Origin of the sequence: Bacillus sp. 22190 (genome assembly GCF_052045575.1) — a bacterium.
Classification (GTDB): domain Bacteria; phylum Bacillota; class Bacilli; order Bacillales; family Bacillaceae; genus Bacillus; species Bacillus altitudinis.
Window position 1 is genome coordinate 331435 of record NZ_JBQEPF010000002.1, and the last position, 23040, is coordinate 354474.

Genomic DNA, 23040 nt, shown 5'->3' on the forward strand with positions numbered 1-23040 from the left:
GAGGAGCATCATCATGATCAATGAGAAACGCTTATTAGACGAATTTTTAGAACTTGTTCAAATCGATTCAGAAACGAAACATGAAGAAAAAATTGTTGAAGTCCTAAAAGAGAAATTTACTGGTTTAGGGCTTAATGTAGTTGAAGATGATTCAAAAGAGACAACCGGCCACGGAGCAGGCAATCTTATTTGCACACTTGAAGGGAATCAAGAGGCAGATACGATTTATTTTACTTCTCATATGGATACAGTTGTACCAGGTAATGGTGTTAAGCCAGTCATTGAAGACGGCTATGTCAAGACAGATGGCACAACCATTCTTGGTGCTGACGATAAAACAGGGCTTGCTGCAATGTTTGAAGCGATCCGTGTCCTAAAAGAGAAAAATGTACCGCATGGCAAGATTGAATTTGTCATTACAGCTGGTGAAGAATCAGGACTTGTAGGAGCAAAAGCGTTAGATCCGAAACTGATGACAGCAAAATATGGTTATGCCCTTGATTCAGATGGCAAGGTCGGTACCATTATCGTGGCTGCGCCAACACAGGCGAAAGTACGTGCAACCATTTACGGGAAAACAGCTCACGCAGGTGTGGCACCTGAAAAAGGCGTCTCTGCGATTACGATTGCATCAAAAGCGATCGCCAGCATGCCGCTTGGCCGTATTGATGAAGAAACAACGGCGAATATCGGCCGCTTTGAAGGCGGAACACAAACGAATATTGTCTGTGATCAAGTGGATATTTTGGCAGAGGCACGTTCTTTAGAACCGGCAAAAATGGAAGCGCAAGTAGCGAAAATGAAAGAAGCCTTTTTAAAAACCGCTAAAGAAATGGGCGGAAGTGCCGATGTACAAATTGACATCATGTATCCAGGCTTTAAATTCTCACACGGCGATCAAGTCGTTGAAGTGGCGAAAAAAGCGGCTGCGAAAATTGGCCGTCCTTCAGAACTACAGACAAGCGGGGGAGGCAGTGATGCAAACGTCATTGCTGGAAATGGCATCCCGACCGTCAACCTAGCTGTTGGATATGAAGATATTCATACGAAAAATGAGAAAATGCCGATTGAAGAATTAGTCAAGACAGCTGAAATGGTTCTCGCCATTATCGAAGAAACGACAAATCCATCGTAAAGGCAGGAGACTCTGTGAGCACGCAAAAGATCATTATTTTCCAAGTGGGACAAGAGGATTTTGGTATCAGCGTAGAACATATACGCTCAATTGAGAAGGTCCCTTATTTACAAGAAGTATCGAACCTTCCAAAAGAGATTAAAGGACTCATGTCGTTAAGAGGAGAGGTCATTCCAGTCAGTGACACAGGTGTCATGCTGCACGGAAAACCTCTGGATGTAACCGAACAGTCTAAGGTTCTACTATTTGAATTAAACGATCAAATGATTGGCTGCCTTGTTTCTGATGCAAAAGATATCATTGATATCGAGCTAAGTGAGATCAAGCCATTTCATATGAACACAAAAGCATCTGAATATTTCTTCGGCGTCGTTGAGAGAGAGAACAAGATGATTTTACAAGTGGACCCTAATAAGTTTCTAGGGAAAATTGAGGATCTTGATCAATTGCCTGAGCGATTGAAAGAGGAATTGGCATAAACAAAGACCCCTTATTCATGGATAAGGGGTCATTTTGTGTGCCGTAGCTCACGAATCTTTCTACGTTCATGCTGAATAGCAGACAAATAAAGCCCCCTTATCATGTTCAGGTAAGGGGGCTATAATTTATTCAGCTGCTGGGTTAATTGAATCGTTTGCCGCAGCTTTTGTTTTTGATTTTTGGTACATCACATTTAAAATAATCGTTTGAATGGTGAGTAAAAGTCCACTTGTCATCCAATATAAAGGAAGTGCAGCGGGAGCATTAATTGATAGAAACAGCATCATGACTGGGAAAATCATGCCCATGATTTTTGCTTGTTTCAGTGCAGCTTCTGTTTGGGTGCCTGATTGCTTTGCGAATTTTTGTGTGACATAAAATTGCAAGAAATACATGGCCCCTGCAAAGATTGCCACCAAAAGATCAGTTTGTCCTAAGTTAAACCATAAGAACGAATGCGTTGCGATCTCAGGTGTTGAGCGAATTGCCGAGTAAAAGCCAAGAACAATTGGAATTTGAATCAGCATCGGCAGACAGCCCATTGCCAGCGGGTTCACATTGTTGTCTTTATATACTTTCATCATTTCCATTTGCAGTTCTTTTTGTTTTTCAGGTTCTTTCGTTTTTTTCAATTTGCTTTGAATTTGGTCAATCTGAGGTTTAACGAGTGCCATTTTCTCTTGCATCACTCTCTGCTTTTTAAATTGGTTTGCAAAAAGCGGGAAAATAAGCAGCCGGACAATCAATGTCACGAACATAATGGATAAACCGTAGTCATCATGGAAAAAGTTCGCAAGCCAGATAATCAACTCAGAAAAAGGCTGAACAAAATAATGATGGAAAAACCCATCAGAGCTTGTATTTGTTTGCGCACTCGCAGCAAATGCCGGTGACGCTACCATCATCAAAAATAAAGTCGTACAAATAGTCAATAAACGTTTCAATTCATTTCCTCCTCAATAATAAAATCTAATAAGAGAGAGGAAGCGAATGGTCTTCATCATCATTTGATGATCTTTTCATTCGAATGACTTTACTAATCCAAGTTGTAATGCGATCATATATGATAAACAGAAAGTCTGTTCGATTCAAACAAGATGCATCCAACTCTTCTAAACGATGTCCTCCGAGGTGCTCGTTCATTCGGCAGTCTTTTAATAAGAAAGCAATAACGATGGCGGTCAGCGCTGGAAGAATAATCGTAAAGAATTCAACAAGGAAAAAGACTTCATTGAATGTATCAATAATCATGATTATCACATCCATTTCATTACTCACAGTGTACTATACACCATATGAAATGTCTAATGGAACAAACAGGTGAAATCACGGTGAAATGAAGGAAAGTAGATCACCTAAGGAGGCAAGCAAATGGCTGATTCTCAAAAGAAGGGGCGAATCATTTTTCATATTGATATGAATAGTTTTTATGCATCGGTAGAAATGGCGTATGATCCTTCTTTGAGAGGGAAACCTTTAGCCATTAGCGGAAATGCAAAAGAGCGCAAAGGGATAGTTGTGACCTGCAGCTACGAGGCAAGAGCACTCGGGGTGAAGCCGCCGATGCCACTCTGGGAAGCGAAGCGGCTATGTCCGGGACTGATTGTGCGTACACCCAACTTCGACCGGTACCGCAGCTCCTCACAAGAAATGTTTACCATACTAAGAGAATATAGTGACTTAGTTGAACCCGTTTCAATTGATGAAGGCTATATTGATTTAACCGATACACCTTATGCTGAGCATGCCGTGAAAACCGCTCATGATATTCAAACGAGGCTCGTAGAAGAGCTCATGCTTCCTTCGAGTATTGGCATTGCACCGAATAAATTTCTAGCGAAGATGGCGTCTAATTGGAAAAAGCCAATGGGCATTACCATTTTGCGTAAACGAGATGTCCCGACAATGCTCTGGCCGCTCCCTGCAGGTGACATGCATGGGGTTGGACAGAAAACGGCAGATAAGCTGAAAACCATCGGAATTCATACAATTGAAGATTTAGCGAAAGCGAATGAATATGCGCTGAAAGAGTTATTAGGCATCAATGGACCGAGGTTAAAGCAAAAGGCAAACGGAGAGCATGACGGCATTGTCGATCCAGAAAGAATATACGAATTTAAATCTGTCGGCAATTCTTCCACTCTTCCTCACGATTCTGATGATACAGATGAACTCGTCTCATTAATAGAAAAACTCTCGCAATCGGTGAGTGCCAGATTACGAAGAAAAGAAGTGATGGCAAACCGGCTGCTCATTATGATACGGTATGCAAGCTGGAAAAATATCACACGGAGCGTCACACTCACGAATCCTACTGATCGAAAGGAAGATCTATTTGAGGCGGCAAAGCAGCTATTCCTAAAGCATTGGAATGACCAGCCAGTAAGACTTTTAGGCGTGACGGGGACCGATCTTGTGGAACGAAAATCAGCCGTCAAGCAACTTGATTTATTCTCTTATACAGAAGATGCAAAAGACGAACCGCTCCAATCTCTTTTAGACGGACTGAAAGAAAAGTACGGTAAACCACTCATCCAAAGAGGAGTGACCATTAAGGAAAAAGAGAGCAAAACAAGTGGTACAAGTTTTAATAAAGACTTTTTTCAGGACGAAAGAGGAAATGACTAGCCTGAAAACTTGATAAAAGAGGTGATGTTGTGGTAATTTCAAAGGGTACATCATTTCAGCAGTAATCAATATAGTGTGTTAGAAGGGACGTCAGAATTATGTCAAAACAACAAATCGGTGTCGTTGGACTAGCCGTTATGGGGAAAAACCTTGCCCTAAATATTGAAAGCCGCGGTTTCTCCGTGTCCGTTTATAACAGATCTAGCAGCAAAACAGAAGAATTTCTTCAAGAATCACAAGGGAAAAACGTTGTAGGCACATACAGCATTGAAGAATTTGTTCAATCGCTTGAAACGCCGCGTAAAATTCTTTTAATGGTAAAAGCGGGTGCAGCAACAGATGCAACCATTCAATCATTACTGCCTCACCTAGAGAAAGGTGACATTTTAATTGATGGTGGAAATACATATTACAAGGATACACAAAGACGTAACCAAGAGCTTGCGGAAAGTGGTATTCACTTCATTGGTACAGGTGTTTCTGGCGGTGAAGAAGGCGCACTTAAAGGTCCTTCTATCATGCCTGGCGGTCAAAAAGAAGCGCACGAGCTAGTGAAACCAATTTTAGAAGCCATCTCTGCGAAAGTAGATGGTGAGCCTTGTACAACGTATATCGGTCCAGATGGAGCAGGACATTATGTCAAAATGGTTCATAACGGTATCGAGTACGGAGACATGCAATTGATCTCTGAATCATACTTTATCTTGAAGCATGTGGCAGGATTGTCAGCAGAGGAGCTTCATGAAGTATTCTCAGAGTGGAATAAAGGCGAACTTGACAGCTACTTAATTGAAATTACAGCTGACATTTTCACAAAAGTGGATGAGGAAACGAACCAGCCGCTAGTAGATGTCATCTTAGATAAAGCTGGCCAAAAAGGAACTGGAAAATGGACAAGCCAAAGCTCACTTGATTTAGGTGTCCCGCTTCCAATCATTACGGAGTCTGTTTTCGCTCGTTTTATTTCTGCGATGAAAGATGAGCGTGTGGAAGCAAGTCAATTAATTCAAGGGCCTGAGCCAACTCAATCAGCTGAAGATAAACAAGCATTAATTGAAGCTGTTAGAAAAGCTCTCTTCATGAGTAAAATCTGCTCATATGCACAAGGTTTTGCGCAAATGAAAGCAGCGTCTGATGAGTATAACTGGGATTTGAAATACGGTGAAATTGCGATGATCTTCCGCGGTGGATGTATCATTCGTGCAGCCTTCCTGCAGCAAATCAAAGAAGCATATGACCGTAACCCTGAATTGAAAAACCTATTGCTTGATCCTTACTTCAAGGATATCGTAGAAAGCTATCAATCATCACTTCGTAAAGTGATTTCACTTGCAGTAGAACAAGGTGTTCCTGTTCCTTCATTCTCAAGTGCACTTGCTTACTTTGATAGCTATCGTACAGCTGTCCTTCCAGCTAACTTAATTCAAGCACAGCGTGACTACTTCGGCGCACATACGTATGAGCGTACAGATAAAGAAGGCGTCTTCCATACTGAATGGATGAAATAAGTATAAAACCTCAAAAGACCTTACCTTGGTAAGGTCTTAGATTGTTGACAAAGGGCTAAAATGAACTTGATTTTAGCCCTTTGTCTTCTTTTTAGCGTGATAGAAAACCTTTGCAGGACTGACAACGAATGCGAGGGTTTGTCTACACGCTGTGACCTTACCTTTGGTAAGGTCTTTTTTGTGTTTATATCTATTCGGCTAAAAATCCGAAAAAGAGGGATGCTAAGTAAAAAAGAACAGAAAGTAGGGATAGAAGTGGGCATTTTATATGCACTTCTCCCAGCGATATTTTGGGGAAGTATTGTTCTCATCAGTGTCAAACTTGGCGGGAATGCCTATCAGCAAACACTCGGCATTACTCTCGGCGCTTTTTTGTTTTCAATCGGCGCCTATTTGATCAAAATGCCGGAACTGACACCGCTTATTTTTGCGGTTTCCGTTATCTCTGGGATCTTTTGGAGTATTGGGCAAATGAATCAGCTTTCAAGTGTCGCCTTTCTAGGGGTGTCAAAGGCTGTTCCTTTATCAACGGGTATGCAGCTTGTGAGCACGACATTATTTGGTGTCATCGTCTTCAAAGAATGGCAAACTATGACGGTCATACTTATTGGTTCTTGTGCCATTTTATTTATTATTGCTGGCGTTGTCATGACATCACTTGGTCAAAAAAAGAGTGGCGGTAACGAAGGCGGCAATTTTAAAAAGGGAATCATCATTTTGCTCATCTCAACCGTAGGCTACGTCGGATACGTCGTCATTTTAAGATGGTTTCATATAGATGGCTGGTCTGCGCTCGTTCCACAATCTGTCGGCATGCTGCTTTCATCGTTAGCGATTAGTCTAAAGCAAGACCCGTTTAGCAAATATACGTTCAGAAATATCATTGCTGGTCTTGTGTGGTCGACAGGAAATCTAGGGCTTCTTTTGGCGATTCCACTCATTGGTGTAGCAGTAAGTTTTTCCATGTCTCAAACAGGAATTGTCATCTCGACTTTAGGCGGTATTTATTTATTAAAAGAGAAAGCATCTAAAACAAGCTTTGTCATTGCAGGCTGCTTGATGATTATCGCAGGTGGTGTGCTGCTAGGTTTTACAAAATAGGAGGTTAAACGAATGTATCCAGATTTGGAAGGAAAAACAGTTCTCATCACAGGAGCAGGTACAGGGATAGGTCAGGCGATGGCGCGCCGGTTTGGACAAGAAAAAGCCAATGTAGTGATCAATTATTTCTCAGATAAAGAAAACCCGGACGACACGATTGCTGAGATTCAAAAAAGTGGCGGACAGGCTGTGAAAATTCAAGGGGATGTATCAAAAGAAGAGGATATGAAGGCGATGATTGATCAAGCTGTCGATACATATGGCAGTCTTGATGTCATGATCAATAATGCAGGAATTGAAAATGAAGTTCCTTCAACAGAAATGACGCTAGATAACTGGAACAAAGTGATGTCCACCAATTTAACAGGCATGTTTCTAGGGTGCCGTGATGCATTAAAGTATATGACAGAACACGGGATCGAGGGGTCGATTATTAATATGTCGTCGGTCCATCAGCAAATTCCGTGGCCTCATTTTGTCCATTATGCAGCAAGTAAAGGAGGCGCCAAGCTTTTGACAGAAACGCTGGCACTAGAATATGCCCCTAAAAAAATTCGTGTAAACAGCATTGCACCAGGTGCAATTGATACCCCGATCAATGCCGAAAAATTTGATGATCCAGCATTGAAAAAGGGCGTCATTGAGCTGATACCAATTGGCTATATCGGAAAACCGGAAGAAGTGGCAGCATGTGCTGTCTGGCTTGCATCAAAAGAGGCGAGCTATGTGACAGGGTTGACGTTATATGTAGACGGCGGTATGACCAAGTACCCTGGATTCCAAGCAGGAAAAGGATAATCGTGATGAACACGGGCTGGGCTCAGAGGATAACACAACATCAAATTATGATCTAGTATGTTGTCATGCTAGTGAAAAGCGTGAGCATAAACATTGCACACGCTTTTATCCATTTATTCGCCTTTTTCAAATATGGCTTCTTTGTTCTTCACGATGATGCCTACTTTCGTTTTGACACGAGGAACGCCATCTTTTTGAAGATAATCATATAAAATGGGTTCTATTTCATTGATATCTGTACGAAGTATTTTAGGTGATAACTCCTCGATAAATGGATCGTTTTTAACTGCTAGACAGTTCGCCATTGTATCGAGTGCAATTAAACTGAAAGGTCTTCCTTTGTTTAGCCAAGATTTCATTCTGAGCCATGTTGGAAAGCATGCTGATGCCAACCTGCCCCAACTATCGTTAAAAGAGGAGCAATGAGACTCCATCCAATCAAGTATGTGATGTGAACGGAAACGATATAGGCTGGAGAGAGCCGTCATTGGTAATTCCTTTTCACTTACACATTTCAATTGATCGAAAATACGTCTCATTCCTTCCTCGGCTGGTAAACTACTGGCTGCTGCCCAAGAAAGCGGATGAAAAAATTTATCGGCATCATTCTCCCAAAGCTCTCTTACCCAATCCGAAGCTGCAGTACCTAAAACATCAGCTGCGATCTCCAGCATTCTTGATTTGACTTCATGATTTTCCGTTCCATAAAATCTAGCTTTTACAGACATCAACATTTTTTGTGTATCGTGTTTTTTCAGGGCAATGATGACATCGTTGTGAAGAAACCATCTTGTGATTGAGAAATCTAATAAAGACTCCAAATCATGTTGAACCGCTTGTAATGTGGGTATTTTCTCTTCTGCTGTGACCAATACATCTTCTTCTGGCTGACAAGCCTCTCCGTCTTCTTCATAAAAATCATCGTGCAATAAAAATTTCTTTGGAGAGTGGATGATCGCTAAGTGATACCATTCAATTGGACGTAAAGAATAGGTTAAGAGCCGCCTGCGACAATCATTGCATAATCGATAAGGCTGAGCTGGTTCATCAGAAATTTTTACAACATCAATCTCGTTTCTTTTACAGGCTTCACACAAATGAGTGACTGCCATGATATCCACTCCTTTTGATTGCAAAGATATGAATAGATTCGAAAAGTAGCAGCAAAAGACGTTTACCTATCCATCAAATTGAGTGGGAATAGAATCTGTTTCCATCTCAGGGCAGTTACTTCTCATGATTTATGGGATGAAAAATTGGGTTTTTGAATGAGCTAAGTCATTCGCACTTATTTTAACAAAGTTCTCAAAGACTGTCTTCAGAAGAAGAAGCTACTTTATGGTTCATTCGGAGAGTATTTTTTAAAAGAAAAGGGGTCTCGTTCATATCTGGATGAGATCTTTTTTGTTCTGAAAGCTTGTTGTGAGTATTGATACGGTCATTTTTAAAATAAAATACATACATATATAATTAAATGTCTAGACATTTAAAAATAAAAATATATAATATTAACTGGAAGCGCTTTTATTACAACAATGGGGTGAGAGAAATGAAACGTATTTTATTAGCATGCAGTTCAGGTATGTCTACGAGTTTACTAGTCACAAAGATGAAGGCACATGCTGAGTCTATAGGGGAAGAAGCAGAGATTTGGGCAGTCGGACAAGACCAAGCGAGAAAAGAAATGGCACATGCCGATGTTGTATTAATTGGACCGCAAATGAGCTTTTTAAAAGGGGATCTTCAAAAAGAAGCTCAAAAATATGGGATTGAAGTAGAGGTCATCGATATGCAGGCGTATGGGCTAGCAGATGGACAAAAAGCGTATGAACAAGCGGTTTCATTGATGGGGGAATCTTAAAGGATGGAAAAGAAAACACTCGAAGGACTCACGGAAGAACAAATCAGTTTTCAATTGATCTTACACAGCGGAAATGCACGAAGCAAATTGCTTCAATCTCTTAAACAATTTAGAGAAGGTCATGAAACAGTAGCATCTGACCTTCTCAAAGAAGCGGAAGATGACTTGCGGAATGCACATGATATCCATTTTCAAATGGTACAGCAAGAGGCAAGCGGAGAAACGATTTCATTCTCCTTGCTGCTCATGCATGCCGAAGATCATTTCATGTCAACGATGACAATAAAAGAGCTTGTGGGAGAGCTCTTACCGATATTGCAATCATTGAAACAATAAAGGGTGTAAACAAGGGGGGAAACCAATGTTTGATAAAATAAGTGCGATTTTGGTTCCGATTGCTGGGAGATTGAACAACAATCGCTATCTAGGGGTATTAAGGGATGCCTTTATGCTTGCGTTCCCATTAACAATTTTTGGTTCCATCATGGTCGTATTAATGAATTTGCCATTTTTAGATAAGATCATGAGTCAAACAGCACTGGAAGGTGTTCAGTCTGCACTGAATATTGCACCGAGTGCGACCATCAGCATTATGAGTGTGTTTGTTGTATTTGGGATTGGCTACTATTTATCGAAAAGCTATGATGTGGAAGCTGTCTTTGGCGGTGTGATCGCTTTAGCCTCTTTTCTGCTCCTTACGCCATTTTTACTAGAGCAAGAGGGCGGTGCATCCATTGCAGGTGTCATCCCAGTCGATCGTTTAGGCGCAAAGGGAATGTTCCTTGGAATGATCACAGGCTTTTTGTCGGCTGAAATTTATCGCTATTTTGTCCAAAAGAAATTTGTCATCAATATGCCGCAAGGGGTTCCGCCAGCTGTTTCTAAGTCTTTTGCTGCACTCATCCCGGCTACTTTGACACTCACAACCTTTTTACTGATCAATATCATCATTACACAAGGGTTCAAAACCAACATGCATGACTTGATTTACAATGCGATTCAGGCGCCGCTTGTCGGACTTGGAAGCGGTATCATTCCGACCTTGATCGCTATTTTCTTTATACAAATTCTTTGGTTCTTTGGGCTCCACGGTCAAATTATTATCAACTCTGTCATGGACCCGATTTGGAATACATTGTCCATTCAAAATCTAGAAAGCTACACAAAAACAGGTGAGGTTCCGAACATCATCAGCAAGCAGTTTATCGAAATCTATACAGTGGGTATGGGTGGAACCGGTATGACACTAGCTGTTGTGTTTACGATTTTAATTTTCCTTAAAAGTAAGCAATTGAAACAAGTAGCAAAGCTCGGCTTAGGACCAGGTTTATTTAACGTCAATGAACCCATTATCTTCGGTTTACCGATTGTGATGAACCCGCTTATTCTCATTCCGTGGATTTTGGCGCCAATGGTGATTACTTGTATTTCTTATTTTGCGATGGCCGCAGGTATTGTGCCGCCTCCGACAGGCGTGAATATTCCATGGACAGTACCGATCTTTATTAGCGGAGTCATGGCAACAAATTCATTAGCGGGCGGTCTGCTTCAGCTGTTTAATTTAATGATTGTGTTTGTCATTTGGTTCCCGTTCCTAAAATTTATTGATCGTATGAATGTGAAAAATGAAAAAATAGTCACGACAGAAAAAACGAAACAAACAAACATCAAAGGTGAAGGAGACTCAATACATGTCGATGGAAACTAACAGTCAATCATATACATTTCCAGAAGGTTTCTGGTGGGGATCTTCTGCCTCTGCTACCCAAACAGAAGGCAGTTATCCAGGAGATGGAAAGGGACCGAACATTTGGGATCACTGGTTTGAAAAAGAGCCGAATCGTTTTTTTCAGGGCGTCGGTCCAGGTGTAACCTCGCAATTTTATCGTAAATACAAAGAGGATATCCGCCTCATGAAGGAGATTGGGCACAACTCGTTTCGTCTATCTATTTCATGGTCACGCCTTTTACCTGAGGGAAAAGGGGCTGTTAATGAAGAAGCTGTGGCTTTTTACAATGATGTGATCAATGAACTGATAGCGAGTGACATTGAACCGTTTGTGAACTTGTATCATTTTGATATGCCAATGGCGCTTCAGGAGACGGGAGGATGGGTAAACAGGCAGGTCGTAGACGATTATGTCAGCTATGCGACATTGTGTTTTCAGCTATTTGGCGACCGGGTGAAAAAATGGTTTACCCATAACGAGCCGATTGTCCCTGTAGAGGGTGGATATATGTATAGCTTCCATTATCCAAACGAAGTTGATTTCCAAAAGGCAGTGCAAGTTGGATTTCATGAGATTTTATCAAATGCTAAGGCCATTGCGGCTTATAAAGAGATGAAGCAGGATGGGAAAATAGGCATTATCCTGAACCTTACTCCTTCGTATCCGCGAAGCCAGAATCCGCGGGATGTCGAAGCAGCTGAGATGGCTGACGCCTTCTTTAACCGGTCCTTCCTAGATCCAGCTGTGAAAGGACATTTCCCTGAAAAGCTAGTGGACGTGTTAAAGAAAGAAGGATTGATGCCGGCTATGGAGGAAGGAGACCTTGAACTCATTCAAGAGAACACGATCGACCTTCTCGGCATCAACTATTATCAGCCAAGAAGAGTGAAAGCAAAGGAACATATGCCTCACCCTGATGCACCATTTATGCCAGATCATTATTTCGACTCTTTTGAAATGCCGGGCAGAAAAATGAATGTGTACCGCGGCTGGGAAATCTATGAAAAGGGTATTTACGATATATTGAAAAAAGTCCAGACAGACTATGGGAATATTGAATGCTTTATTTCTGAAAATGGAATGGGTGTTGAAGGAGAAGAGCGGTTTCAAGATGAAGAAGGAATGATTCATGACGATTACCGCATTGATTTTATTTCTGAGCATCTTAAATGGGTGCATCAAGCCATTCAAGAAGGAAGTCATGTAAAAGGCTATCATCTGTGGACGTTTATGGATAATTGGTCATGGTCGAATGCCTATAAAAATCGCTATGGATTTGTCTCAGTGGACCTTGAGAAAGACGGGAAACGTACCATCAAAAAAAGTGGCTACTGGTTTCAATCGGTTTCAGAGAATAATGGTTTCTAATCAAGATACTTGCTCTTTCCTTGAAAAGGGCAAGTATTTTTCTTATGTAAAGATGAAAGGATTGAAATGAAAGTAGCTCGAACCTTTTAAGCGCACTAGGCTTAGTGTAGAATGAGAGGAAGGCTAGAAAGCGCTATAATAGGATATGAAAAAACAAGTCAGTTGGTGGTGTGAGATGACAAAGTACGAACTCATTTCAGAAGAAATTAGAAAAAGAATAGGAACAGCATATTATCCAGAAGATCAACCCATTCCAGATGAAAACTCGCTTGCCGCTGAATTTAAATGCAGCAGAATGACGATGAAGCGTGCGCTCGATCTTTTAGTGGCGGAAGGTCTGCTCTTTAGAAAAAGAGGTCATGGCACATTTATTGTGAAGGCAGCACTAAATCAAGGTGCGATCAACGTATCAGGTCATGAAAATAAAGGGTTCACGAAAGTGATGGCAGATAAAAACGTGACGAGCCAAATCATTCGCTTTGATGTGCATTTTCCAAGTGAAGAGGTGGCAGCTCATTTATCCATTGACTCAAGCACACCTGTCTATGACATTATTCGGCTCCGTTTGGTAGAAGAAGAGCCATATGTATTAGAAAAAACCTTTATGCCTGTCAATGTCATTAAGGGAATAGATGAAGAGGTTTTATTGGGTTCCATCTATAGCTACATTACAAACACACTGCAATTAAAAGTAGCAGGAGCGCACAAAAAAATTAGAGCGGCTAAATCAGATCAGCTTGATCAGCAATATTTAGGCTGTGACCCTACGGATCCGGTGCTAGAAGTGGAGCAGGTGGCTTATTTAAACACAGGCCGGCCGTTTGAATATTCCTTTAGCCATCATCGCTATGATAAATTTGATTTTTCAACGGTTGAAATTACGAAAACACGACTTTAAAAAAAGAGCAGAACCCCCTCAATCGGGAGACTGCTCTTTTTTGTTAATTTTATATATTCCACCAGTGATATCCATCTTTTTCAAGAAGCTGATCTGCTTCTTTTGGTCCCATAGAACCAGCAGGATAATTTGGTTTTAACGTTTTGGTTTCAGCCCATTTTTCTGAAATTGGATCAACAAAGTTCCAAGACAGTGCTACTTCATCCCAGTGGGCAAAGTTTGTTGCATCACCTAGCAAACAGTCATGAATTAGCTTTTCATACGCTTCTGGTGTATTCATGATGTCGTTGTAATTTGTTTGATAGTCAAGCTTAATTGGTTTAGCATACGTTCCGCCATCAAGCTTGCGAGCATTCAGGTGAAGGGTGATGCCTTCGTCTGGCTGAATGTGAATCACAAGTAAGTTTGGATGCATGGAATTCCCGTTTCCGTAGTACAGGTTCATCGGAATGTCTTTAAATTGCACCACGATTTGAGTGGATTTCTTTTCTAGACGTTTTCCTGTACGAATGTAAAATGGTACCCCGGCCCATCTAAAGTTATCGATGAGAAGTTTTCCTGCAACGAATGTTTCTGTGTTGGAGTTTGGGTCCACATTTTGCTCTTCAAGATAGGAAGGAACCATATTGCCATCAATCGTTCCTGCATCATATTGTCCGCGGACAAAGAATTGATCCACTTCATCTTTCGAGAATGGACGAAGCGCACGCAATGCTTTCCGTTTTTCGCTACGGATTTCCTCTGTATTGAGCTTAATCGGCGGCTCCATGGCTAGTAGTGCAACCATTTGAAGCATATGGTTTTGGACCATATCTCTCAGTGCACCAGAACTCTCGTAATATCTCGCACGGTCTTCGACGCCTAATGATTCACTCGATGTGATTTGAATGTTTGAAATGTAACGGTTTGTCCAAAGCGGTTCAAAGATCGCATTCGCAAAACGAATCACCTCAATGTTTTGCACCATCTGTTTACCGAGGTAGTGGTCAATACGATAAATTTGATCCTCTGTAAATGCATCTCGGATCTCTTCATTTAATGTTTTGGCACTAGGGAGGTCATGACCAAACGGTTTTTCAATGACAAGTCGAGACCATCCAGTCGTTTCTGATACGCCTTCACTTTTTAAAAACTTCGCAATGGTTCCGAAGAATTCCGGTGCCATCGCTAAATAGAACATCCGGTTATTTGGGATACTGTATGTATCTTCAAGACCAGAAAGAAGTGTGTTCAGTGCTTGATAGGAAGCAGGGCTTGAGACATCAAAGTCATGGTAATAGAAATGAGAAATAAATTCCTCTGCTTTTGCTTCTGCATCATCAGAAGAGACCGATTCTTTTACCACAGCTCTTAGGTCTTCATGAGACCAAGGACGACGTCCAACACCTACAACAGCGAATTGATCTCCAAGCTTTCCGCTATGATAAAGTCTATGTATAGAAGGGTAGAGCTTGCGTTTTGCAAGGTCTCCTGTTGCGCCAAAGATGACAATGACTGCTTTTGGATAGTTAGTTTCTGTATTCACGAAAAGTACCTCACTTTATTCGTAGCATTGTTGTAAAAACCGAGAATGTATGTACATTTTCTTTATTTTAAAGGTTCATTGTTCGTAAAGCAAACATTTGATTCGACTTTTTCTGCCCAAGTTTGACTTTTTTCAAAAATTCCGCTGAATTCACATTTATCCTGTCTTCATGTATTCTATATGAATGAAGAGATTGTATACCGGCTGTAGGAGGAAATCGTAATGGAACTGCTCTTTTTAGGAACAGGTGCAGGCATTCCTGCAAAAACAAGAAACGTCACTTGCACTGCGCTGAAGCTTTTAGAAGAGAGAAAAGCCGTGTGGCTTTTTGATTGCGGAGAAGCGACGCAGCATCAAATATTACATACAACGATTAAACCAAGAAAAATTGAGAAGATCTTTATCACGCATATGCACGGTGATCATGTATATGGTCTCCCAGGTCTGCTTGGCAGCAGGTCCTTTCAAGGCGGAGAGGATAAATTGACGATATATGGTCCAAGCGGCATTAAAGCTTTTGTAAACGCGGCACTTTCAGCGACGCAAACGCATTTGACTTATCCGCTGCATATCATAGAAATAGAGGAAGGGATCGTTTTTGAAGATGAGACCTTTCAAGTAGAAGCAAAACGAGTGTCTCATGGGATCCCAGCTTACGGTTATCGGGTCGTGGAAAAAGATGTACCCGGTGCACTAAAAGCCGAAGACCTAAAAAAAATCGGTGTAAAACCTGGACCTTTGTATCAGAAGTTGAAAAATGGGGAAACCGTTACACTCGAAGATGGAAGAATGATTGATGGAACCGATTATTTGGAACCCCCTAAAAAAGGGAGAATCGTTGCATTTTCAGGAGATACCCGTTTGTGCGAGAATATAACAAGGCTTGCCAAGAATGCGGATGTGTTAGTCCATGAAGCAACATTTGGGAAAGAAGATGCAGAACTAGCCTATAATTATTATCACAGTACGACAGAACAGGCAGCAAAAACAGCGCAGGAAGCAGGCGCAAAAAGACTGATTTTGACTCATATTAGTGCACGGTACCAAGGGGAAGAGTCAATGAAACAATTACTCAAAGAAGCCCGCGATATATTCCCGCTGACTGAAGCTGCACATGATTTCTTTTCTTTTCCTATTGACCGTACCCTGTAAAAATTGGATGAATCGTCAAAAATAGTTGTGTGATTTTTTTGATATTTATGATGACGCTCTTTTTCAGGTAGTGGTAAAATGGTGAAGAAAAAACAAATGACGAATTACACTATGAAGAATACGGGAGGCACAATCAAAGATGAGCGGTTTTACAGCGTTAAGTGAAGCAGAATTAAATGACCTATATGCAGCACGACAAAAAGAGTATGAAACGTACAAAAGTAAAAACTTACACTTAGACATGTCTAGAGGGAAACCTTCACCAAAACAGCTCGATTTATCTATGGGCATGCTCGATGTCGTGACATCAAAGGATGCAATGACAGCTGAGGATGGTACAGATGTGCGAAACTATGGCGGCTTGACAGGCCTTCCTGAAACAAAGAATTTTTTTGCAAGTGTGCTCAATCTGAAGCCAGAACAAATCATCATTGGCGGTAATTCTAGCCTAAATATGATGCATGACACAATTGCCCGTGCCATGACTCACGGCGTATATGGCAGCAAAACACCTTGGGGCAAGCTTCCAAAGGTAAAATTCCTAGCACCAAGCCCAGGGTATGATCGTCATTTTGCCATTTGTGAGCATTTTAACATAGAGATGATTACGGTAGATATGAAGTCGGATGGACCTGACATGGATCAGGTAGAAAAATTGGTTGCAGAAGATGAAGCCATCAAAGGGATTTGGTGTGTACCGAAATATAGCAACCCTGACGGCATTACGTATTCAGATGAGGTTGTCGACCGTCTTGCTTCCATGCAGACAAAAGCAGACGACTTCCGTATTTTTTGGGATGATGCCTATGCAGTCCACCATCTAACAGATACGCCTGATACGTTAAAAGATATTTTTCAAGCAGTAGACAAAGCAGGACATGCAAACCGTGTGTTTATGTTCGCCTCTACTTCTAAAATTACGTTCCCAGGCTCGGGTGTTGCACTGATGGCATCTAGTCAGGACAACGTCAGCTTTATTCAAAAACAGTTATCAGTTCAAACCATTGGGCCAGATAAAATCAATCAATTAAGACACCTTCGTTTCTTCAAGAATCCAGAAGGATTGAAGGAACATATGAAAAAGCATGCAGCGATTATTAAGCCGAAATTTGACCTCGTTCTTTCGATCCTTGATGAAAAGCTTGGTGGAACAGGCATCGCTGAGTGGCACAAACCAAATGGCGGATATTTTATTAGCTTAAATACACTCGATCATTGTGCAAAAGCTGTTGTGCAAAAAGCGAAAGAAGCCGGTGTGACACTAACAGGTGCAGGGGCGACATATCCTTATGGAAACGACCCGCTTGATCGTAACATCCGTATTGCGCCAACGTTCCCAACGCTTGAAGAACTAGAGCAGGCGATTGACATCTTTACGTTATGCGTTCAGCTTGTCAGCATTGAAAAGCTGCTGTCTGAGAAAAGTCAATCAGCACCAACGGTATAACGAAAAAAACTCCTTGACTGATGTCCGGTCAAGGAGTTTTTGTTTTTAGTTAGCTGTTTGATAATAAGTGGCAGGCTGTTTTGCTGCACACCATACATCATAAATCGCAAGCTGCACAATATGTGGTTCATCGTGATGAATATAGTGCGAGCTGTTCTGCGCCTGAATCCATCCGCTTTGGGATGACAATGTGAGCATTCGTTTATGAAGCCTGAGCCAAGCTTCATGTGCTGGATGAAACAAGCGGCTTTTGCCTGATGAAATGACAAGAAGGGGCATCATCCCATAATGCGTTTGCTCCTCTTTGATCGTACGCAGCATTTGCTCAAAGTCCTCATGTGTACATTCTGCTGTGAACTGCGCCATATATGAAGTGCATTCTTCCTTTGATAAGAGCGGCAGAATGACCTGCTCTTGCTCCTCACTTGCTGGGTCTAGAAGGACCATACCGATAACATCTTCTTTTCTGCGGCTTGCCCATAAGCGGCTGACAAGAGAGCCAAATGAGTGCGCCACAATGAGAAATGGCGGCTGAATATTGGCTTGATGTAAGAGTGTATCTAAATCATCCGCAAGATCATGCAAAGTTCTTCCTTCTTTGCTTTCGCTGCTTTTTCCATTACCTAAACGGTCATATAAGAAAACACCAAGCTCTGGGTCAATATCACGAGCGATATTCGCCCACGTATCGCCTGAAATTCCATATCCTGCTTCAAAAATAATGGTGGCTTGCTTTTTTCCTTGACGATGCCTTGTATAAAAGTGATGTCCATCTATATGATACGTTCTTTCAATCAATGCCGAGTTCATTCTTCCATCTCCTCTAAGTGGTTCTTTAGCTAAAAGACGGCACAAAAGGCAAAGATGTTTCTCTTAAAAACAAAAAAGATGCCTATTTCAAAAAATAGACACCTTTTTGCTTAAAGATGTTACCAAGCACGATCGTATTGGCGCGGGCTTTCGATGGATGTACGAAGCTCTTTAGCGGCTGTTTTTGGGAAATACGGATCCCGTAAAAATTCTCTGCCGATAAAGATCAAGTCAGCACGCTGATTTTGTAAAATTTCTTCGGCCTGTACACCAGATGTGATCATACCGACAGCGGCTGTTTGGATGCCGGCACCTTCTCTTATTTTCTCAGCAAAGGTGACTTGGTAGCCGGGGAATGTTTTAATACTGGCTTGCACAACAGCGCCTGAGCTCACATCAATTAAGTCGACTCCTTGCTCTTTCAGCCATGCGGCAATGCCAATATAATCTGCAATATCTAGTCCTTTTGTTGTGTAATCAGAAGCGGATACACGGACAAATAATGGTCCATCCCACACTTCATTGACTGCATCAACAACTTCTCTCAAGAAGCGATAACGATTTTCTGGTGAACCGCCATATTCATCTGTCCGGTGATTGGCAAGCGGTGAGAGAAATTCGTTAATCAAATAGCCATGCGCACCATGAATCTCAATGATGTCAAATCCAGCTTTCTTGGCGCGGACAGCGGCATCTTGAAACGCCTGAACTGTGTCTTTTATTTGATCGATAGACATCTCAAGAGGTGTTTTAGATTGCTCGTCAAATGGAATGCTGGATGGAGCAAGAATGTCACCATCTAGCTCAGCCTTGCGTCCTGCATGGGCTAGCTGGATGGCCGTTTTTGTTCCGTACGCTTTGATTTGTTCGTTTAATGAGGCAAATCCTTCAATGTGCTCATCACTCCAAATTCCGAGGTCCTGATCACTAATTCTTCCCTCAGGTGAAACAGCACTTGCCTCGACCATAATTAATCCGGCCTGACCTTGAGCACGGGAAATATAATGTGCAAAGTGGAAAGGCTGTAATTTTCCATCACGGTCATAGGATGAATACATACACATCGGGGACATGACGATGCGGTTTTTGAGTGTGACACCTTTTAATGTCCAAGGTGAAAAAAGCTTTGTTTCCAATTACCTTCGCCTCCTCATAGAATGGTATAGCCGATTATAACAGTCATTCAAACATTCGTCATAAAAGGTGCTCAAACCATATAGCTTTTGAACATGATTTTGTATAATGAAAGATATGGACATCAAAGGGGGATAAACGGATGAAATGGCAAACGGAAAGTGAACTAAAGGAGCTACTCACAGCTCTGATGCAGTATGAAAGCATATCTGGTACAACGGGAGAAGTCGCATTAGCGGAATATTTATATTACTTGCTGAGGGAGCGGCCATATTTTGAGCAGCATCCTGATCACTTGGCTTTGCATCCAATGAAAGATGGCCGGTATTTTTTAACGGCACTTGTCAAACGAAGTACGCTGCCACGTACTGTTTTACTCCTCAGCCATTTTGATGTCGTCGATACAGAGGATTACGGAGAATTTCAAAATATGGCGTGTAAGCCCGAAGAGTTAATGGCGTCCTTTTCTCAAAAAAGTGCACTTCTTCCAAAAAGGGCAAGAGAGGATTTAGCTTCAGGTGACTGGCTGTTTGGACGAGGGTCCATGGATATGAAAGCAGGCCTGACTGTCCAGCTTTCCATGCTGGAAAGAGCGATGGCGGGGAGGTTTGAAGGAAATATTCTGCTCGTCACAGTGCCAGATGAAGAAGTGAATTCACAGGGAATGCTGGAGGCTGTTCCGAAACTAAAGGAAATCAAGGAGATGTATGATCTTGAGTATACCGCATGTTTAAACAGTGAGCCGATGTTTGAAAAGTATCCCGGGGATGCGCACCAATACATCTATACAGGTAGTATAGGGAAGGTACTTGCGGGATTTTTCTGCAAAGGAATTGAAACACATGTAGGTGAGCCCTTCTCAGGATTAAATGCAAATTTTATGGTATCTGAATTAAACAGGCTGTTAGAACTGAATAGTGATTATTGTGAGGAAGTAGATGGTGAAGTGACACCGCCTCCGACCAATTTGATGCAAAAGGATTTGAAAGAAGCTTACTCTGTTCAAACGCCTCACACGGCTGTTTCTTTATTTAATGTGCTGATGATGAACCGCTCTAGTGAAGAGCTTCACGGGCTCCTCTATGAAACTGCGAAACAAGCAGCAGCCCAAATCGAAGCCAATCTCAAACAGAAAACCGCTGCATTTCAACGCTTTAAACATTTTACACCCATCGATACAAACATCACGGTGTTAACGTATCATGAGCTGTACGAAAAAGCTGCTGAACGATCCGGCAAGCAAGAGGTCGAGCGAATTGTCAACTACGCCTTTGCCAACCGGGGTGAGCTTGGGGATCGTGATTTTTCAACCAAAATTGTATCAGAACTGACGACCCTTTGTAAGGAAGATGGAGCACTGATTGTGTTGTTTTATAGTCCGCCATTTTACCCATCTGTTTCTTCAACAAACGATCTGCATATTCAAACGACCTTAAAGAAGATTCAAAGAGAAGCAAAAGAGATCTATGGAATCGAAGTAGAAGAAGTCAAATATTTTCCTGGTTTATCTGATTTAAGCTACTTACAGCTTGAAAATCAAGATATAGACGATTATACAGCCAACATGCCGCTATACCAAAAAGGCTACTCGTTACCACAAGGAGAAAAAGAAACTCTTAACGTTCCTGTCATCAACGTTGGTCCATTAGGAAAGGATGCGCACAAATGGACAGAACGGCTGCATGTCCCATTCTCTTTTGGCGTTTTGCCGTCGCTCTTACAATCAACAATTCATGCTTTATTAGAAAAGAATTAAGTGAAAGCCCTAGCGTCATGATAGGGCTTTTCTTTTTGATATCAATCACCTTCTGTCTAAAGAAATAGAGTATGATATAGAATAATACTTACATATAATTGAAAGGGGATTGTGAGAGTGAAAACAGGAGTACTAACAAAAACAGAGATCATGACATCACTTCATGAGAGTTTGCGTAAGCTTGAGGAGTTAGTATGGACATGTGATGAGGCTACATTAGATGAATCTTTTGGGGAAGGCAAGTGGTCGATTAAACAAATTGTTGGACATTTGTATGATACAGAAGAAGTCTGGTCAGAGCGGATAGAGCAGGCAATATCAAATGAGCACACGCTTTTCGCATCATATGATCCAGAGATATATGTGAAGGGAAGAGCTTATGAAACGTATACCGCACAAGAGGTCAGTGCATTGATCGAGCGCTTAAAAGAGAGCAGAAACAAAACACTACAACTATTAGAAAAGGATACATGGGATTTTTCTGGCCTCCATCCTGAAGAAGGGATAATGACAGTCCAAATATTAGCTGAAACCATTGCTTTACATGAAATTCATCACCTCGATCAAATCAAAGCCATCATGTCCATGAGAGCATCGAGTGATAGATGAAAAGCACCTGTCATCAAGGGGACTGACCCCAAAAGATGAGACAAATAAAAAACACCTTTAAGTTTGAAAACGGATCGTTGTGATCCGAAATAAAACATGGAGGTGTTTTTTCTATGGGGACAAGAGTGAGTTATCCGGCTGAAGTCAAACAGAAGGCTGTAGAAATGAGATTGGCAGGCGTACCTATGAAAGAGATCATGCAGGAATTGAATATCAAGAATAAGACGCAGGTTCAGACATGGGTGAGATGGCATAAAACTGGGGATACACACAGGTTCGAACAACCTGTTGGAAAACAATATACCTATGGAAAGGGTCCCGAGTACTCTTCAGAATTAGAGAGACTTCAGGCAGAAAATCGCTATTTGAGTCAACAGAATGAGGTTTTAAAAAAGTACAACGAATTGGAAAGGAAGTTGATAAGGAAACGTCAATCAAACTGGTAGATGAATTGTGCAAAACGATGACGGTACAGGACATCTGTGTCCATTTAGGCATCTCACGCACTTCGTATTATAGATGGAAAAAGAATCTGACTCAGAATCATCCTAAAAGACAACTAGAGAAACAGGTCGGCACGTTGTGCCGAAAGCACAAATATCGATATGGTTATCGGAAAATCACAGCCATACTAAAAATGGGAATGCGTATTAACCATAAAACTGTTCAACGTATCATGCAGAAAAACCAGTGGCAATGCCGGGTTAAAATGAAAAAGCGTAAGAAGAATGGGCAGCCCTATGCCGTGGCTGGTAATATACTGGATCGGAATTTTCAGTCTGATCGCCCTCTTGAAAAACTAGTCACGGACATCACGTATTTGCCTTATGGACAGAAACAATTGTACCTTTCCAGTATATTGGATTTATATAATGGAGAAGTGATTGCTTTTACAATTGGTGATAAGCAGGACACAGACTTTATCTTAAACACACTTAATCAGCTCCCAGCACTTCCTGAGAATTGCGTGTTACATAGCGATCAAGGTTCTGTGTATACATCTTACGAGTATCAGAAAGCTGTTCATATAAAAGGCATTACCATGAGCATGTCCCGTAAAGGGACGCCCGCTGATAATGCCTCCATCGAATCGTTTCATT

The 23040-nt window shown here is 41.5% G+C and carries 21 protein-coding genes and 1 pseudogene; 16 read left to right on the forward strand and 6 right to left on the reverse strand.

Going from position 1 to position 23040, the window contains the following annotated elements:
• The first annotated feature begins 13 nt into the window (after positions 1-13).
• Together ACTJKA_RS04640 and ACTJKA_RS04645 are read left to right on the forward strand one after the other, a co-directional pair.
• The gene (locus ACTJKA_RS04640; RefSeq protein ID WP_171465563.1) at positions 14-1135 is read left to right on the forward strand and encodes a tripeptidase T; all 1122 of its coding nucleotides are present in this window, start codon (positions 14-16) and stop codon (positions 1133-1135) included.
• Positions 1136-1149: 14 nt separating this feature from the next.
• Complete coding sequence (locus ACTJKA_RS04645) at positions 1150-1614, forward strand: chemotaxis protein CheW (protein ID WP_008342245.1); 465 nt, start codon at positions 1150-1152, stop codon at positions 1612-1614.
• A 126-nt stretch (positions 1615-1740) separates the two neighbouring features.
• Here ACTJKA_RS04645 and ACTJKA_RS04650 read toward each other — a convergent pair whose 3' ends face one another.
• Positions 1741-2559 (reverse strand): membrane protein insertase YidC, encoded by an 819-nt coding sequence (locus ACTJKA_RS04650; RefSeq protein ID WP_007501121.1) that lies wholly within the window; start codon positions 2557-2559, stop codon positions 1741-1743.
• A 25-nt stretch (positions 2560-2584) separates the two neighbouring features.
• A complete protein-coding gene (locus tag ACTJKA_RS04655) occupies positions 2585-2866 on the reverse strand; it encodes a hypothetical protein (protein ID WP_268358656.1) in 282 nt (93 codons plus the stop codon).
• Between the two features lie 120 nt (positions 2867-2986).
• Here ACTJKA_RS04655 and ACTJKA_RS04660 point away from each other — a divergent pair, with 120 nt between their 5' ends.
• The 4 genes from ACTJKA_RS04660 (at position 2987) to ACTJKA_RS04675 (ending at position 7650) form a co-directional block, all read left to right on the forward strand.
• Positions 2987-4243, forward strand: a complete 1257-nt coding sequence (locus ACTJKA_RS04660; protein WP_007501120.1) for a DNA polymerase IV — start codon at positions 2987-2989, stop codon at positions 4241-4243.
• 98 nt (positions 4244-4341) lie between these two features.
• Positions 4342-5751, forward strand: coding sequence for an NADP-dependent phosphogluconate dehydrogenase (gene gndA, locus ACTJKA_RS04665; RefSeq protein WP_079919568.1), 1410 nt, complete (start codon positions 4342-4344; stop codon positions 5749-5751).
• Between the two features lie 255 nt (positions 5752-6006).
• A complete protein-coding gene (locus ACTJKA_RS04670) occupies positions 6007-6852 on the forward strand; it encodes a GRP family sugar transporter (protein ID WP_024718904.1) in 846 nt (281 codons plus the stop codon).
• Between the two features lie 12 nt (positions 6853-6864).
• Positions 6865-7650, forward strand: a complete 786-nt coding sequence (locus ACTJKA_RS04675; protein WP_008342255.1) for an SDR family oxidoreductase — start codon at positions 6865-6867, stop codon at positions 7648-7650.
• Positions 7651-7763: 113 nt separating this feature from the next.
• Here the strand turns inward: ACTJKA_RS04675 and ACTJKA_RS04680 are convergent, their stop codons facing one another.
• Entirely contained in the window at positions 7764-8762 is a 999-nt protein-coding gene (locus ACTJKA_RS04680) for a hypothetical protein (RefSeq protein WP_171465562.1), read from the reverse strand.
• Positions 8763-9199: 437 nt separating this feature from the next.
• Between ACTJKA_RS04680 and ACTJKA_RS04685 the strand changes: the two genes are divergently transcribed.
• The 5 genes from ACTJKA_RS04685 to ACTJKA_RS04705 all read left to right on the forward strand — a co-directional run bounded on the left by ACTJKA_RS04685 (position 9200) and on the right by ACTJKA_RS04705 (position 13507).
• Positions 9200-9511, forward strand: a complete 312-nt coding sequence (locus tag ACTJKA_RS04685; protein WP_008342261.1) for a PTS sugar transporter subunit IIB — start codon at positions 9200-9202, stop codon at positions 9509-9511.
• 3 nt (positions 9512-9514) lie between these two features.
• Positions 9515-9847, forward strand: a complete 333-nt coding sequence (locus ACTJKA_RS04690) for a PTS lactose/cellobiose transporter subunit IIA (protein ID WP_017357943.1) — start codon at positions 9515-9517, stop codon at positions 9845-9847.
• A gap of 25 nt (positions 9848-9872) precedes the next feature.
• The gene (celB, locus tag ACTJKA_RS04695) at positions 9873-11219 is read left to right on the forward strand and encodes a PTS cellobiose transporter subunit IIC (protein WP_007501108.1); all 1347 of its coding nucleotides are present in this window, start codon (positions 9873-9875) and stop codon (positions 11217-11219) included.
• Positions 11203-12609, forward strand: a complete 1407-nt coding sequence (locus tag ACTJKA_RS04700) for a glycoside hydrolase family 1 protein (protein ID WP_035390766.1) — start codon at positions 11203-11205, stop codon at positions 12607-12609. The genes celB and ACTJKA_RS04700 overlap by 17 nt, the downstream gene beginning before the upstream one ends.
• A gap of 175 nt (positions 12610-12784) precedes the next feature.
• Positions 12785-13507 (forward strand): GntR family transcriptional regulator, encoded by a 723-nt coding sequence (locus ACTJKA_RS04705; protein WP_008342268.1) that lies wholly within the window; start codon positions 12785-12787, stop codon positions 13505-13507.
• 49 nt (positions 13508-13556) lie between these two features.
• On the opposite strand, the gene zwf is transcribed toward ACTJKA_RS04705, so the two are convergent.
• Positions 13557-15032 carry a glucose-6-phosphate dehydrogenase gene (gene zwf, locus ACTJKA_RS04710; RefSeq protein ID WP_008342269.1) on the reverse strand — a complete coding sequence of 492 codons (1476 nt, stop codon included), beginning with the start codon at positions 15030-15032 and terminating at the stop codon, positions 13557-13559.
• 222 nt (positions 15033-15254) lie between these two features.
• Here zwf and rnz point away from each other — a divergent pair, with 222 nt between their 5' ends.
• Both rnz and ACTJKA_RS04720 read left to right on the forward strand, forming a co-directional pair.
• Complete coding sequence (gene rnz / locus ACTJKA_RS04715; protein ID WP_144739967.1) at positions 15255-16184, forward strand: ribonuclease Z; 930 nt, start codon at positions 15255-15257, stop codon at positions 16182-16184.
• 139 nt (positions 16185-16323) lie between these two features.
• Complete coding sequence (locus ACTJKA_RS04720; protein ID WP_035702826.1) at positions 16324-17631, forward strand: aminotransferase class I/II-fold pyridoxal phosphate-dependent enzyme; 1308 nt, start codon at positions 16324-16326, stop codon at positions 17629-17631.
• A 45-nt stretch (positions 17632-17676) separates the two neighbouring features.
• On the opposite strand, the gene ACTJKA_RS04725 is transcribed toward ACTJKA_RS04720, so the two are convergent.
• On the reverse strand, positions 17677-18441 hold the full coding sequence (locus ACTJKA_RS04725) for an alpha/beta fold hydrolase (RefSeq protein WP_440607640.1): 765 nt from the start codon (positions 18439-18441) through the stop codon (positions 17677-17679).
• Between the two features lie 119 nt (positions 18442-18560).
• A complete protein-coding gene (gene namA / locus ACTJKA_RS04730; protein WP_024718910.1) occupies positions 18561-19577 on the reverse strand; it encodes an NADPH dehydrogenase NamA in 1017 nt (338 codons plus the stop codon).
• Between the two features lie 140 nt (positions 19578-19717).
• Here namA and ACTJKA_RS04735 point away from each other — a divergent pair, with 140 nt between their 5' ends.
• From ACTJKA_RS04735 to ACTJKA_RS04745, 3 genes and pseudogenes are all read left to right on the forward strand, one after another.
• A complete protein-coding gene (locus ACTJKA_RS04735) occupies positions 19718-21331 on the forward strand; it encodes a M20/M25/M40 family metallo-hydrolase (protein WP_268358640.1) in 1614 nt (537 codons plus the stop codon).
• A gap of 117 nt (positions 21332-21448) precedes the next feature.
• Positions 21449-21940 carry a DinB family protein gene (locus tag ACTJKA_RS04740; RefSeq protein WP_178896869.1) on the forward strand — a complete coding sequence of 164 codons (492 nt, stop codon included), beginning with the start codon at positions 21449-21451 and terminating at the stop codon, positions 21938-21940.
• A gap of 113 nt (positions 21941-22053) precedes the next feature.
• Positions 22054-23040 (forward strand): annotated as a pseudogene (locus tag ACTJKA_RS04745) (IS3 family transposase); the annotation flags it as partial.

Bases quoted from the DNA above. Each gene is read 5' to 3' on its own strand.
- ACTJKA_RS04640 (WP_171465563.1), top strand. From the start codon at position 14: ATGATCAATGAGAAACGCTTATTAGACGAATTTTTAGAACTTGTTCAA.
- ACTJKA_RS04655 (WP_268358656.1), bottom strand. From the start codon at position 2,866: ATGATTATTGATACATTCAATGAAGTCTTTTTCCTTGTTGAATTCTTT.
- ACTJKA_RS04660 (WP_007501120.1), top strand. From the start codon at position 2,987: ATGGCTGATTCTCAAAAGAAGGGGCGAATCATTTTTCATATTGATATG.
- gndA (WP_079919568.1), top strand. From the start codon at position 4,342: ATGTCAAAACAACAAATCGGTGTCGTTGGACTAGCCGTTATGGGGAAA.
- ACTJKA_RS04675 (WP_008342255.1), top strand. From the start codon at position 6,865: ATGTATCCAGATTTGGAAGGAAAAACAGTTCTCATCACAGGAGCAGGT.
- ACTJKA_RS04680 (WP_171465562.1), bottom strand. From the start codon at position 8,762: ATGGCAGTCACTCATTTGTGTGAAGCCTGTAAAAGAAACGAGATTGAT.
- ACTJKA_RS04685 (WP_008342261.1), top strand. From the start codon at position 9,200: ATGAAACGTATTTTATTAGCATGCAGTTCAGGTATGTCTACGAGTTTA.
- ACTJKA_RS04690 (WP_017357943.1), top strand. From the start codon at position 9,515: ATGGAAAAGAAAACACTCGAAGGACTCACGGAAGAACAAATCAGTTTT.
- celB (WP_007501108.1), top strand. From the start codon at position 9,873: ATGTTTGATAAAATAAGTGCGATTTTGGTTCCGATTGCTGGGAGATTG.
- ACTJKA_RS04700 (WP_035390766.1), top strand. From the start codon at position 11,203: ATGTCGATGGAAACTAACAGTCAATCATATACATTTCCAGAAGGTTTC.
- ACTJKA_RS04705 (WP_008342268.1), top strand. From the start codon at position 12,785: ATGACAAAGTACGAACTCATTTCAGAAGAAATTAGAAAAAGAATAGGA.
- rnz (WP_144739967.1), top strand. From the start codon at position 15,255: ATGGAACTGCTCTTTTTAGGAACAGGTGCAGGCATTCCTGCAAAAACA.
- ACTJKA_RS04720 (WP_035702826.1), top strand. From the start codon at position 16,324: ATGAGCGGTTTTACAGCGTTAAGTGAAGCAGAATTAAATGACCTATAT.
- ACTJKA_RS04725 (WP_440607640.1), bottom strand. From the start codon at position 18,441: ATGAACTCGGCATTGATTGAAAGAACGTATCATATAGATGGACATCAC.
- ACTJKA_RS04735 (WP_268358640.1), top strand. From the start codon at position 19,718: ATGAAATGGCAAACGGAAAGTGAACTAAAGGAGCTACTCACAGCTCTG.